The sequence below is a fragment of the Streptomyces sp. NRRL S-337 genome (genome assembly GCF_000720175.1).
Taxonomy (GTDB): domain Bacteria; phylum Actinomycetota; class Actinomycetes; order Streptomycetales; family Streptomycetaceae; genus Streptomyces; species Streptomyces siderophoricus.
Map to the genome: position 1 here is coordinate 459,251 of NZ_JOIX01000001.1, position 12,538 is coordinate 471,788.

11 protein-coding genes and 2 pseudogenes are annotated in these 12,538 nt (G+C 68.3%); 5 read left to right on the top strand and 8 right to left on the bottom strand.

Annotated features, from left to right (window positions below; genetic code table 11):
• Nucleotides 1-100 precede the first annotated feature (100 nt).
• Nucleotides 101-1,066, top strand: coding sequence for an alpha/beta hydrolase family protein (locus tag IG62_RS0102030; protein ID WP_030796750.1), 966 nt, complete (start codon nucleotides 101-103; stop codon nucleotides 1,064-1,066).
• A 615-nt stretch (nucleotides 1,067-1,681) separates the two neighbouring features.
• Here IG62_RS0102030 and IG62_RS0102035 read toward each other — a convergent pair.
• The 3 genes and pseudogenes from IG62_RS0102035 to IG62_RS0102040 all read right to left on the bottom strand — a co-directional run bounded on the left by IG62_RS0102035 (nucleotide 1,682) and on the right by IG62_RS0102040 (nucleotide 3,283).
• Complete coding sequence (locus IG62_RS0102035) at nucleotides 1,682-2,071, bottom strand: AQJ64_40280 family protein (protein WP_030796752.1); 390 nt, start codon at nucleotides 2,069-2,071, stop codon at nucleotides 1,682-1,684.
• Nucleotides 2,072-2,376: 305 nt separating this feature from the next.
• A pseudogene (locus IG62_RS47665) lies at nucleotides 2,377-2,551 on the bottom strand (transposase); the annotation flags it as partial.
• Nucleotides 2,552-2,587: 36 nt separating this feature from the next.
• A complete protein-coding gene (locus tag IG62_RS0102040; RefSeq protein WP_234326166.1) occupies nucleotides 2,588-3,283 on the bottom strand; it encodes an NADPH-dependent F420 reductase in 696 nt (231 codons plus the stop codon).
• A gap of 65 nt (nucleotides 3,284-3,348) precedes the next feature.
• Here IG62_RS0102040 and IG62_RS0102045 point away from each other — a divergent pair, with 65 nt between their 5' ends.
• Nucleotides 3,349-3,783 (top strand): winged helix-turn-helix transcriptional regulator, encoded by a 435-nt coding sequence (locus IG62_RS0102045; RefSeq protein WP_051797423.1) that lies wholly within the window; start codon nucleotides 3,349-3,351, stop codon nucleotides 3,781-3,783.
• A gap of 212 nt (nucleotides 3,784-3,995) precedes the next feature.
• The gene (locus IG62_RS0102050) at nucleotides 3,996-4,412 is read left to right on the top strand and encodes a hypothetical protein (RefSeq protein ID WP_037837633.1); all 417 of its coding nucleotides are present in this window, start codon (nucleotides 3,996-3,998) and stop codon (nucleotides 4,410-4,412) included.
• Here the strand turns inward: IG62_RS0102050 and IG62_RS44055 are convergent.
• The 3 genes and pseudogenes from IG62_RS44055 to IG62_RS0102065 form a co-directional block, all read right to left on the bottom strand.
• A pseudogene (locus tag IG62_RS44055) lies at nucleotides 4,409-5,101 on the bottom strand (IS5 family transposase); the annotation flags it as partial. The gene IG62_RS0102050 and the pseudogene IG62_RS44055 sit on opposite strands and share 4 nt — an antisense overlap.
• 272 nt (nucleotides 5,102-5,373) lie before the next feature.
• The gene (locus IG62_RS0102060) at nucleotides 5,374-6,846 is read right to left on the bottom strand and encodes an FAD-dependent monooxygenase (RefSeq protein ID WP_030796762.1); all 1,473 of its coding nucleotides are present in this window, start codon (nucleotides 6,844-6,846) and stop codon (nucleotides 5,374-5,376) included.
• A 107-nt stretch (nucleotides 6,847-6,953) separates the two neighbouring features.
• Nucleotides 6,954-7,346, bottom strand: coding sequence for a nuclear transport factor 2 family protein (locus IG62_RS0102065; RefSeq protein WP_030796763.1), 393 nt, complete (start codon nucleotides 7,344-7,346; stop codon nucleotides 6,954-6,956).
• A 118-nt stretch (nucleotides 7,347-7,464) separates the two neighbouring features.
• On the opposite strand from IG62_RS0102065, the gene IG62_RS0102070 reads away from it, so the two are divergent.
• Nucleotides 7,465-7,920, top strand: coding sequence for a MarR family winged helix-turn-helix transcriptional regulator (locus tag IG62_RS0102070; RefSeq protein WP_030796766.1), 456 nt, complete (start codon nucleotides 7,465-7,467; stop codon nucleotides 7,918-7,920).
• Between the two features lie 350 nt (nucleotides 7,921-8,270).
• Here the strand turns inward: IG62_RS0102070 and IG62_RS48235 are convergent, their stop codons facing one another.
• Both IG62_RS48235 and IG62_RS50015 read right to left on the bottom strand, forming a co-directional pair.
• On the bottom strand, nucleotides 8,271-8,801 hold the full coding sequence (locus IG62_RS48235) for a DnaB-like helicase N-terminal domain-containing protein (protein ID WP_234326168.1): 531 nt from the start codon (nucleotides 8,799-8,801) through the stop codon (nucleotides 8,271-8,273).
• Nucleotides 8,746-9,285, bottom strand: coding sequence for a DUF5722 domain-containing protein (locus IG62_RS50015; RefSeq protein ID WP_420711041.1), 540 nt, complete (start codon nucleotides 9,283-9,285; stop codon nucleotides 8,746-8,748). The genes IG62_RS48235 and IG62_RS50015 overlap by 56 nt, the downstream gene beginning before the upstream one ends.
• A 2,439-nt stretch (nucleotides 9,286-11,724) precedes the next feature.
• Between IG62_RS50015 and IG62_RS42995 the strand changes: the two genes are divergently transcribed.
• A complete protein-coding gene (locus IG62_RS42995) occupies nucleotides 11,725-12,534 on the top strand; it encodes a papain-like cysteine protease family protein (RefSeq protein ID WP_234326170.1) in 810 nt (269 codons plus the stop codon).
• Nucleotides 12,535-12,538: the final 4 nt, after the last annotated feature.

The following is a 12,538-nucleotide window of genomic DNA, read 5'->3' on the forward strand; positions in this document are numbered from 1 at the left end:
TTCAGGTTAACCGAAACGGGGCGCTCCTGACCGTCTTGTCCGCCCGCCGGCCGCAGGTGACCGGGCGGGCGGCAGGCGCCACCGAAAGGGAACCCACATCGTGAGCACATCCACCGCCACCAGCGCCGACACCTTGGGCACACCCGTGCCGGTCCTGTCCTTCAGCCCCGTAGTCCTCTCCGTGCCCGGACGTCCCGTGAACCTCCAGGTGCGCGTCTCCGCGCCCGTGACCGGAACCAGCCTGCCCGTCATCCTCCTCTCCCACGGTCACGGCCCCTCGAACAACCTCTCCTCGCTCAACGGCTACGCGCCGCTCGCCAACTTCTGGGCGGCACACGGATTCGTCGTCGTCCAGCCCACCCACCTCACCTCCAGGACACTGAGCCACCTGGTCGCCGACGCACCAGGCGCACCCGACTTCTGGCGCTCCCGCGCCGAGGACATGACCCACATCCTCGACCGGCTCGACGTGATCGAGAACGCCGTGCCGCAGCTCGCCGGACGAATCGACCACACCAAGGTCGCCCTCGCCGGGCACTCGCTCGGCGGCTTCACCGCCGCCCTCCTGCTGGGCGCCGGCCTCACCGACCCCGACACCGGGAACGTGGTGCACCTCGTCGAGCCCCGGATCAAGGCGGGCGTACTGCTCGCCGCGCCCGGCAGGGGCGGCGACGTCCTCAACGGGCCCATGGCCGAGCAATGGCCCATCATCGGGGCGGTCGACTTCTCCACCATGACCGCACCCGCGCTGGTCGTCGCCGGCGACAAGGATGACTCGCGGCACTTCACGGACATGGGACCGGACTGGCACGCCGACCCCTACACCCTCGCCCCCGGCCCCAAGACCCTGCTCACCCTGTTCGACGCGGAACACGGACTCGGCGGGATCGCCGGATACGACGCCGCCGAGACCACCGACGAGGACCCCGAGCGAGTTGCCGCCCTTGCCCGGCTCACCGCGGCCTACCTCCACACCCAGCTCCACCCGGGCGCCCCCATGTGGCAGACCACGTGCGAGGCACTGACGACCGGTCCCGACCGGGTAGGACGGGTCGACGTCAAGTAACCCAGCCGCAGACGCGTAGGCCACCGGGCGGTCCCCACCGTCATCGTCCCGCTCGCCGCATCGGGTCTCGCAGGGGCCGCAGCCTCTCGCGCGGCACGAACGCGGTGAAGCTGTTTGCGCCCGGCACGTTGCGGTTGTGGCGCTTGAGTGGTGAGAACCGCTCACGGACCAGGGCTGCTGCGGGGGGCGCTGGTCACTCACGCTGGTTCAACGCCCGCGTCCACGTACGAGAGGGTCCCGACGACGGCGCCTGGGTAGCTGGCCACCACGGTGTGAGCGCCTCGGCCCCCAGGCCCCTCAGCCGAAATTGGCTGCCTCGGCGCCGCCCAGACTCCTGCACTGTTCGAATCGCAGCCGACCCCGCACACTGCTCAAACCGGTGAACAACTGCTGCTGCTGGGCGGGAACAGAGCCAGGGTGTGGATCCTCGGCCGGTCCGACTGTTTCATGAACCGCAACGTGTGCTCCAGTTCGAACCTCCTGAGGACCGCTCGCCAACGCACGACTGTCTCACCAGCCGTCTCCAGAGGGAGACCCTGCGCGGCGCCTTGTAGCCGGCTCCGATAGACCGACCGGCTACGTATGGACCCGCCACGTGTCCGACCAGGGTGTGCCTCAGGTGCGGGGGCGAGCGTCCCGCGCGTGCTGCAGGGCTGACTGCACGCCTTTCCCGAGGACGAGGTGCGTCGTCCCACCCGGCAGGGTGGGCAACTCGGCCCAGTGCGTCACGGTTTCGGCACTGGCGAGGCCGTGGGGCAAGCGGACCACCCCGTCGGAGTCGACGATGCAGTCCCTGTGCTCGGCCTCGTCCTCACTCCAGTGCAGAGTCATGAAGACCGTGGGCCTCACCAGCCAAAATTCCTCACCCAGCGCTGTGTCGGCCACGGACTCAGTGGCACTGTCAGCTGGATACCGGCCCGTGATCGCCGCTGCCACCGGTGTACCGCTCCCAGGCAGCCTCTCGCGTCCGTCAACCCACGTCACCACGGTGTTCAGATTCGTCATCTCCACCCTCACTCAAACACTCGGCACATCGCCTTCCACCACGTATTCCGGCGGCCGGCGCGGGCACTGCCCCACCTCGACACCTGCCTGGCAAGACTGCCTCGCGCCCGCGGGGGTTGCTTGAGCCGGAACGAGCGCTGGACGGCGAGCACCCCTCTACGGCCACGATCTAGGGCAGTCGAGTCGCCCGGATCGCTGTCAGCGTCCGAGGCGGGACGTGCTCCCTCCTATCGGGAGCTTGTGTCCGCTCCGTAGTGATGAGGGCGCGCGTCGCGCGCGAACCGTGCGTGCAGGGGTGGTTTGTCGAATCGCGGCGGCGGGTCGCACCACGGGTCGCCGGTCGGCTGCCGGAACAAGATTCCGTTGATCACCTTCCGGTGGCACGTCCACCGACCGCCCGCCTCTGTTCTTCGGCAAATGCGGATCAAGCCGGACCCACTCCCGATCCGTCGGGTCGCTCCACGCTGGCCGGAACGTCACCGAAACCGCACGGTCACGCGACCCGTCGGACAGGCTTTAGTCGTCGACGGCGCCGGGGGCCAGGGCTGGGGCGGGGAAGGCGTGGCGGACTTCGCTGCCGGCCCACCACACGCCGATGGCGAAGACCGCTGCGGCCTCCAGGAGCGCCGCCCGCTCCAGACCGCCGCACGGCAGCGGGGTGCAGCCCATCGACGTGATCAACTTCCTCGTCACAGCGGCGGCGGGCGGGGCGTCCGTGCAGAAGGGCACCGCCAGCGCAGCACCCTCGAAGGCCAGTTGGGGAACGGTCCAGATGCTCTCGTGGCAGATGCCGAACACCTTGGCAACATGGGCGGAGGGCGCGGCTGCGGCGATGCGCAGGGCGACCGAGTCCGTACCTCCGGCGGTGGACAGGACCGGGCTGCCGTCGCTGGAAGGCTGCATCGGCACGGTGCAGTCGAGGACGGTCCTTCCGGCGAGGCTCGCTGCCAGTTCCCCGGCCAGCTGCGATGCCGCGTCGGCGGGAACGGCGAGCAGTATCGCCTCGCCGTACCGCGCCGTCTCGGCGAGGCCGCCGTGCGCGGCGGCCCCGATGCGGGCGGCCGTGGCGGCGGCGGAAGCGGCGTTGCGGCCCCCCACCATGACCTCGTGTCCGGCCCGTACCCAGGCCCGGCCCAGTGCTGCTGCCATGGCGCCTGTGCCGAGAATTCCGATGCGCATCGTCCTGCTCCCGTTCGCGTTGTGGAATGTCATGCCCCGGACGCTAGGCGAGCCGATGCACACCGTCCGGTAGGCATCGGCCGGGGCAGGATGTCCGCATGGGACAGGTGGATGGGGACGGGGCCGACCTGGGCGGGGAACCGTTCGCGGCGGACTGCCGGGCGCGCATCGCCGTCGAGGTACTGGCCAACCGCTGGGACAGCGTGGTCATTTACGTCCTCGGCGAGTCGGGCCCGATGCGCCCGCGTGAGCTGCAGGCCCGCATCGGCGGGATCAGCCCCAAGGTGCTCAACGACGCGCTTCGGCGGCTCGCGTACAACGGCCTGGTGCAGCGCCGCCGTTACGCCGAGGCCCCGCCCCGCGTCGACTACGCCCTGACCGAGGCAGGCACCGCCCTGCTCACCCCGATCCGCGCACTGGGCGCCTGGGCAGCGGCCTACGGAGACGACGTGCTTGCGGCGCAGGACTGCTTTCACCGGCGCCAAAGAGCTTCGGACGGTCCACCGGATGACGACCCGTCGGACACGCCTTAGCTCCGTGATGCGTCGGTGTCTCTCAGTCCACGTCACGCCGATCCCGGAAGAGCAAGTCGTCACAGCAACAGGTCGTTTCACAGCGAGGTCCTTGAGGGACGGGATTCTGTGACGCTCGGGTGCGTCCGTATGATCACTCCATGCCTGCTGACGAACGCGTAACCCGGTCCACGTTTTCCGGTCGTGTCCAGCTGATATCGGCTCCTCAGCCGATGCCGCAGCTGCCCCAGCGAATCTGGTCAGATGAAGACTGGGAACAGATCCAGCGTGGCCACGCGTCGCGGGACATGGATGAGAAGTGGCACGTCTTCGCAGAGGACGAGGTCGTCTTCCTGCACCGAAGCTGGACCGGTAACGGAGTCTTCGCGGCGACCTTCGCGCCGGTTGATGGCGGTGGTTGGCGGATCGCCAGTGCGGTAGTTGAACGTGATTCTGAGCGCTATCGGGGCACGGACGATGCCTACGACTGCGTCATGCTTGAGTTGGTGATCAGCGCCATCGTGCTTGGCGAACCAGCGCCCGACCTCCGCGCGAAGCTGGTGGAGCTGTCGCGCCGGGAGTCGGGTTCTGCCGATACCCCCCCCGGCCTGATTCAGCACAGTGCCTTGGGGCTGCGCTCGAACTCCTAGTTGATCACTCGGGGGCCGCTGGACAGACGTCGGATGCAGATCAGGCTGCAGGCCAGTTCGAGCAGACCCTGGTGGAGATCGGCGCGTCGTTCGTAGCGAGCGCGGAGCCGTTTGAACTGGTGGAGCCAGGCGAAGGCGCGCTCGACCACCCAGCGCACCTTGCCCAGTCCAGAGCCGTGGGCGACGCCGCGTCGGGCGATCAGGGGTTTGATGTCGCGCTTTTCACAGCAGGCGGCGGTACTTGTCGAAGTCGTAGCCTCGGTCAGCGTACAAGCGCCGCGGCTTGCGGCGAGGTCGTCCGCGAAGTCCCTGGATCGGCGGAACGGCATCCAGCAGCGGCAGCGGCTGGGTGACGTCGTGTTGGTTGCCGCAAATGAGAGTGACAGCGAGCGGGTTCTGTGGCGGTCGACGATCAGATGGTGCTTGGAGCCGGGGCGGGCTCGATCCACGGGCGAGGGCCGACGTGATCCCCCCTTTGAAAGCCCGGACGTGCGACCCGTCCGCGGAGCAGTCGTCCAGCTCCAGCAGGCCCACACGGCGCAGCTCGGTCAGCAGGGTCGCGTGCAGGCGCGGCCACACCTGGCCGCAGTCCAGTCCCGCAGTCGACGTCAGGCCGTTACTCCGGAGCAGCCCACCGGCTCCGCAGGGACATCACGCCATGCGACGCCGGTCCGCAGCACCATCAGGATCGTGGAACACGGCCATCTCCCCGAGTCCAGGAATCTCCCAAGGGGAACCGCGCAGCTGCCACCGAGTCCCTTGGCCCGTTCGAAGGGCGCCTGCCGAGCGTCGCGGGCGCCATGGGCCGTCCGGCCCAGCGCCCGGGGCTTCCCCGCCTTGCGATGCACGGATGGTGGCGGGTACCCCCGCCTGGAGGCTGGGGGCGCCGCGCGCTGATCGGGCCGGATCCGTGAGAGAGGGCCGCCGAGCGGGGCCGGCGGGTGGGCTCACCGCGCGGCGTTCAGCGGCACAGGGTGCGCAGGGTGGTGAGGCAGTCCGCGGCCCGGCGCTGTGCGTCGGTGTCGGTGCTGGCCCAGGCGATCCGGGCGTCCGGCCGGATGAGGACGGCGGTGACGTCCCGCCAGATCGGATGCGCCGCCTCGGTGTTGACGGTTCCTGCCCGTTGTTCCAGGCCATCCACGGGGCACGGTGTCCGCGTCCCGCCGAGGTCCAGCAGTAGCGGTCGGCCGTGGTGCATCAACGGGTGGGCGGTGGATGCGTCGGCTGTGTCCAGGGCGAGGCCGGCCAGTCGAGTGCCGTTCAGCGGGTGCGCGCCGGATTTGGTGTCGGCGGGGAGCGGGTCGTCGAATCCGGCGATCCGGCGGGCCCACTGGCGGTTGGTCCGCGGTTCGGCGAGCGCGGCGGACCAGACCTCGCGCAGCGCGATCTGCTCCGGGCTCGCCGCCGCGAACAGGGCGAGCTGCGCGCGGGTGTTGTCGATGACGGCGCGGGCGACCGGCCGGCGCTCCGTGTCGTAACTGTCGAGTAGTCCGTCGGGCGCCCGGCCCTGGAGGGTGGCGGCCAGCTTCCAGCCCAGATTGGTGGCGTCCTGAATGCCGAGGTTCATACCCTGCCCACCAGCCGGGAAGAACATGTGCGCCGCGTCCCCGGCCACCAGCACCCGTCCGGCCCGGTACCGCGCGGCCTGGCGGGTGGCATTGCCGTAGCGCGACAGCCACCGGGGGTTGCGGATGCCCAGGTCCCGCCCCAGCAGCGTGCGGGTCTGCTCGCGCACCTCCTCCAGGGTCAGTGGCTCGCCGGTGCCATGGTGCATGGTGGCCGTGGAGAGGCCCGCCAGTCGGTGGACACCGTCGCCGATCGGGGCCGCCAGGAACGAACCGGCCGGCCCGGTGGCGGCGAGCGGCGCGGCGGGCGGATCGTCGAGTTCGACGTCGGCGAGCCACCCGGTCAAGGTGGTGTCCTGGCCGGGGAAGTCGATGCCGGCCGCCCGGCGCACCGCGCTGCGGGTGCCGTCGCAGCCCACCACCCAGCGGGCCCGCACGGTCCGATGGGTGCCGCCGGCCCGGATCACCACCTCGACGGCGTCCGGTCTCTGGGTGAGCGAGACGACCTCCTCCCCGCGCAGGACACGGGCGCCCACGGCGACGGCGTGCTCCTCCAGGAGCTGTTCGGTGACGGACTGACCGAGCGCCAGCATGAAGGGGTGCACCGCCCCGACTGCGGAGAAGTCCAGCCGGGTGGTCGCCGCGCCGAAGTGGCCGGTCGGCACCGGGGTGCCGCGTTCGATGAACCGCTCCGCGAGGCCGCGGGTGGCGAAGGTGTCCAGCGTGCCGGCCTGCATGCCGACCGCGCGCGACCGTCCGTCCGGTGCCGCCCGCCGTTCCACGACGGTCACCTCCACCCCGTGCAGGCGCAACTCCGCGGCGAGCCAGAGCCCCACCGGGCCGGCCCCTGCGATGAGCACGTCGAGCATGACAAGCACTTCCTCTCACATTTGGGACGATGCGCCATGACGGCCGCGCGCCGATCCGCGACGACGGGGACGGCGGCGGCCTCGTGGCGTCAGGTGGGTAATGCGGCTCAGCGGGCGCTGCCGAGGTTCCGGTCGGCGTCGGTGCCTTCGAGCATGAGGGTGGTCTCCTCGATGCGGCGGAAGCGGCCGTCGGGGGCGAACTCGCCGAAGAGGTAGACCTCCATGCGGACGGTGGAGCCGTCGGTCTTGAGGACCTCCATCGTGTGGCGGTCGGCGTAGCGGTCGCCGGAGAAGAGCTCGTCGTGGACCTCGACCGAACCGCCGGCGACGACCGTGCGCAGGTGGGCGATGTGAGCGAGGAACTCGGTGCGGTTGTCCCAGCTTCCGTCGGTGCGCTGGCGGTAGTCGGGGGCGAAGTGCCGGTCGGCGGCCTCGTCGAGGTCGAGGCCCGGAGTGAGGAGCAGGTCGGTGAGGGCGGTGCGGACGTCGGTGCGGTTCATGGGGATTCCTTCGGTTGGGCGCGGGAGTGACCCGTCGCGCATCGGTCGGAGATGCGTGCCTTAAGCACGCTTATTAACGTACAGGAAAAGCGTGTGTCGCGCACGCTAATCTGGAGGGGTGAAGAACTCGACGGGACACGACATCGCCGATGCGCTGGGCCTGCTTCTGCGGCGGAGCACTCGCGCCCGCCTCTACGCCCAGCTGACCGAGGGACTGGGGGAAGCGGTCGACGACCTCACTTACCCGGTCCTCAGCGGCCTGGCCCGGACCGGGGCGTACAGCGCCGCCGACCTTGGTCGCGAGATCGGACTGGACCGCACCACCGTGACCCGCCGCGCCGACCGACTGGAGCAGGCCGGCCTGCTCCAGCGCCAGCCCGACCCGGCCGACGGCCGCGCGACCCTCCTCGCGCTCACCGAGCAGGGTCACAACATCGTGTCGGTCACCAGACAGCGACTGGCGGCCGGCATCGAGTCCTCGCTCGCTACCTGGCCCCAGGCGGACGCCCAAGCCTTCGCACGCCTGCTGCGCCGCTTCGTCGACGAGGGCCCGTTCGCCGCCGAACGCCACTGACGGCCACCGGCGCACCGGGGCCGGACGGTTCGGCGTGCAGCCTCAGTATTCATGCGCGATTCGGCGGTATTTCACTCCGGCGGGGACACGCTGTTGCCGTTCTCCTTGGGCCTACCCTGCAACGAGGACGACGCAGGTTTCTGTAGGCACAAAGGGATGGATGCAGCCGTACAGACGATCAACCCGACCACAGGTATGGACAATTGCTCTTCCGCAGTCGGTCATGGGCGGCATCGGTGAGGGCAAGGCAGGCGTTCTGCCGCTCACAACGCTGTCGTCAAGTGCGCCAGCCCCCGGCAACCGCGCTCAGCGCCGCGTGGCCCCAGGGTGATGAGGCCTGCCCGATTCCGTCATGAGGGACTCCTGCGGTGGTGACGATCCAACGGCAGCCGGAGACCAAGCCTGGGTGGGCGGCGTGGAAAAGCCGACGGCGGCGAGATGGGGCCGGGTGCGGGATCGGGCCGCACTGACGCGGGCCGCAGGGGGAGAAGCCCCGGGTCGGTTGTTCGCACGAGCGAGGCTTGGACGATCTGTTCGCCGTAGTAGTCGGCCGTACCGGCGGACGCCGACGGATCACAGATCCGAAGGACGCGTTCAGTGTCGAGTGATCCGACGGTCAGCGCGCCCCGGCGCTGCGTTTCCCAGAGCACGGTCAGCTGGTCGATCGGCTCGCCCCGGTGATGAAGTGCCCCCAGGGGGCGATAGATCTGCCGGTGGCCCGCATCGGCGAAGTCGCCTGGTTGGAGCCAGCCGACGACATCACGCAGCTTTTCGGGACGGGCGCTCAGGCAGCCGAGGAGGAACTCCTCATCGGCGAGAATCTGTTCATCCGCTGGCTGGGGCTGTTCCGTCGACGCTCCGCTCGGCGCCGGGGGCTGCACGGGGAGGGGCTGGGTTCCCCCGACTGGCGAGGTCGGCGAGCACATCGGTCAGCACCTGGGCGTGCTGGAGCGTTTCCTCGACGCCACCGCGAATACCGTCGGCGCAGGCGGCCTGGTGGAGTCGGGTGGCGTGTTGGGCCACGCTGCGGTGGATGGCACACTCCAGCACCATCCGCCCGTAGACCGGGGGCCTGACGGACGACTGGGGTAACTGCCTGGGTCTCGCTTCGCAGCTCCGCAACGGCGCCGTTGTGCGAAGGCCGAGTTGGAGGCCGCCCTCGCCGGGGTCGTCCTGCATACGGTGGTAGATGTAGCTCTCGATGTCCGGTGTGCCGAGCACATTGCGGAAGGCGTCGCATACGGCTGTGGCCTGTTGCGACTCGCTGGAGTGATCTCCGGAGTTGATGCCGCTCTCGGTGAGCTGGATCGTCCAGGCGGAGGGTGTGTGCGGGAACTGCTTCGTTGTAGTTGGCGGCGATCTGATCGAGCCATTGCGTGGTGTCGCAGGGTTTGCCTCGGCCGCAGCCGATGTTGAACCAGGTGTTGGTGTTGACCTCGTTGTCGATCACGAAGTCGGCGATCCGGCCGTGCCCGTGGAGTCCGTCGTAGCGTTGGGCCAGCATTCCGGCGAATCGTCCGAAGTCGGCCGGATTATGAGGTACGCAGAACACTTCGTAGCCGGGTGGGGGATCGCAGGGTCTGTCTTGGCGGGCCCAGGTGGGCGTGCCGTAGACGAGGGCGGTGACCACCAGGCCCCGGTCGGTCCCCCCTTGATGGCCGAGTCCACCTCGGGCCGGATGGTGAAGCAGTGACCGTCGGATTCCTGCTCACCGGCGGGGCAGGGTGCTGTTTGGCGCTTGGCTCCCAGGCCGCCCAGACGAGGTTCATGGACACGCCGCCGGCGTTGTTGCAGGAGATCTCGTCCTTGTTGGGCCAGAAGTCCGGCTGGATGCCCTTGATGCGGTAGTCGGAGCGCGTCGGGTACGGCAGCGGTGCCCCCTCGGCACCGGCAGTGGCTGGAGAGCCTCAGGAAGGACAAGGGCGGAGATGAGCAGCACGAGGGCCGCGAGATACCGGGCTGCTCTGGCCATGATTCTCCTCAGTGTGTGGTGTCGTGGTGAACGGCATCTGCCGCAGGTGCAGCGTGCGGCGTGTGGGGCGGGTGTACGGCTGCGGTATGCCGCCGCGCTGTGCACTGTGCGGCGGCGGTGACCTCGGTCGGTTCAGCGGATGAAGTCGATCTCCGGGTAATGGTGTGAGGGGCCGTCGAGGATGTGGCTGCGCCGGTGGCGCAGGTGCTTGTCGAAAAGAGCCGCGAGGTAGGTGCGTTGGACCTCGATGGAGCGGTTGGGATCGATCGTGCCGAGTATCTGCGCCAGTTGGGGCGGGGCCAGCCCGAATGCGCCCGGTGCCTGGGGGGAACAGGACCTGGTGGTCGATGGAGGAGATGTGCCCAGAACGGCGCAGTTTCAAGTCGAGCCGCTCGCCGTGCAGGTGCTTCCAAAACCGTGCCCAGCTCCGATCGCTGTTGCGGTTGTGGTGCTTGGAACTGAACAGCATGAAGGGGCGGTCAAGCGGCTTGTCGGCCGACGATCCGAGGAGCTGGCTTGTTTGGTGCTCGCGGCTTGGGTCAGCCCGTGAGGGAGCGGCTTGTGTTCCACATCGGGGTTGTGGCCGCGGGCGATCTTGTCCAGCTGGTCGATGACGAAGTGGGTGCCCGCTGCGCGTATGGCGATCATGTGGCGCGATTTGGGGCCTGGCGGCATCAAGTTCACCTCATGGCGCCCGCCGGGGAACACCACGTCGCCGGAATCGTAGGTGTGGTCCATGGTGACGACCAGCAGCCGCGACCGGCCAAGTCCTGAACCTGTGCAGTCGACTGGCCCCGGTGCCCGTGCAGCGAGCAACTCACTTTGCTGCCTGGGCGTCCACGGATCCATGCATGACGAGTCGCGCAGGTGGAGGTCGACCGTTCCAACACGGAGGCGCCCGGACGGGGCGGGGAGAGTCAGCTGGCCCGGGGTCGGCGGCACGTCCAACGCCGCCGCCTGGCACGGGGCTTGCGCCACGTCGTCCCATGCCGTCGCCGCGGTCATGGGCGTACCGGTGCTCTTCCCGGCGGCGGCGGCCGACCCGACTCCGGCACTCAGGGCGACGGTCAGTGCTCCTGTGGTGCCGGCGACCCGTGCGCCCAACCGGCTCTGGCGCCTTCGTGCATGTTTCCCCATGGGCAGTCCTTCTCCTTGAGGTGAACGCCGCCTCAGCGACGGTCAGTTGATGCTCATCGTAATAGGTGTTCGCCACAGCAAAGCACAAGGCGCTTCCTTATACGGAGAGTTCTTATTACCGCACAGTTGACTGACCTTTCCGCCTGTCATCAGAAACGGAACCGCACAGAAGACGCCAACCGCCAGGTGACTGTCCGTGTCAGGCCGCCATACTCAGTGCGACGTCATGAATTGGGCAAACGTGCCTAAGTTCCAGCAATTTGTTGGGTCGGCGAGGGGTCTTGCGGGCATGGGCGACCCTGCGCATTTGCCTAAACTCACCAGTAGCCAAGGGGAGATTGACGGACCGTCATTTGATCAGCCGGTGAAGATGCTGTACTAATTCTCCTGCGCAATCCGAGCGTGACGGCTAGGGAGGTGCCGCCGGTTTTTTCGCTGCCGTTCGCCCTGTGTGCGGCGTGGACATGCACAGCGAAATGAAGCGGCAACAGAGCGCGCGCCAAAAGTGCCGACAGGTAGGTCCAGACCGCGTTTCATGAAACGCGCACCGGCTGCCCCGTAGGGGCTTCGCCAGGTGGCGAATCGGCGTACTCCCGCGTCATCCGCCCAATGGCTGGGCAATACAATCCCCCACACCTCGAAAGAGTCCGCATATGCGTCTTCCTCGCTTCAAAACGCTGTGGAGAGCACTAACGGTGGTCGCATTGTTCGCGATCACCGCAGGGTTCCTGCTCAGCGGTGGCAACGCCAAGGCCGGTTCCGTAACCGGGACCGTGACCGGCGGTCAAGGCAACTACCACGGCATCAATGAAAGGTCATCGGCCAGCCTTTCCGCCCGCATCGTCGGTCAGGCCACAGTCGGCAGCAAGGTCTCGATGACCTGTCGCGTCCAGGGGGAGGCCGTGGAGAACGACCCTCGCTGGATCTGGTCGGACTCCGGGCAGTTCTTCATAGCCAACGCGTTCATCCAAGGAAACACCGACAACCTGCCATCCTGCTCGTCCCGGCACCCCAAGTCCAACGGGCGCGTGGCCCTCAAGATAGACATGCAGAAGCAGGTTCAGGACCAGTGGTGCTGGGACGCCAGCGGCCTGACCATCGCCAGGTACTGGGGTTTCAGGCAGTACAGCCAGCAGGACTTCTGCCGGCTTGCCGCCCAGAACGGGAACCTCAGCTGTGACAACCAGCCTGCCACGCTCGACGACGTGGCCAACGGCCTTGCGAACATCGGCCTGGGCGACACCGGATACGGCCTCGACCGCAATGCCTCCTTCTCGGAGACAGGCAAGGAGATTGACGGTAAACGCCCTTTCGCCGTCCGTATCGGATGGAATTCCGGCGGCGGCCACATGAACGTCATCTACGGCTACGACCCGTCATCGCACATGATCGCGGTCGCTGACCCCTGGCAGACCACGCAGACCTACACCTGGTGGAACTTCAACGACTACGTAAGCAACTCAAGGTTCCAATGGACCCACTCCCGCGTCGGGATACACAAGTAAGGCA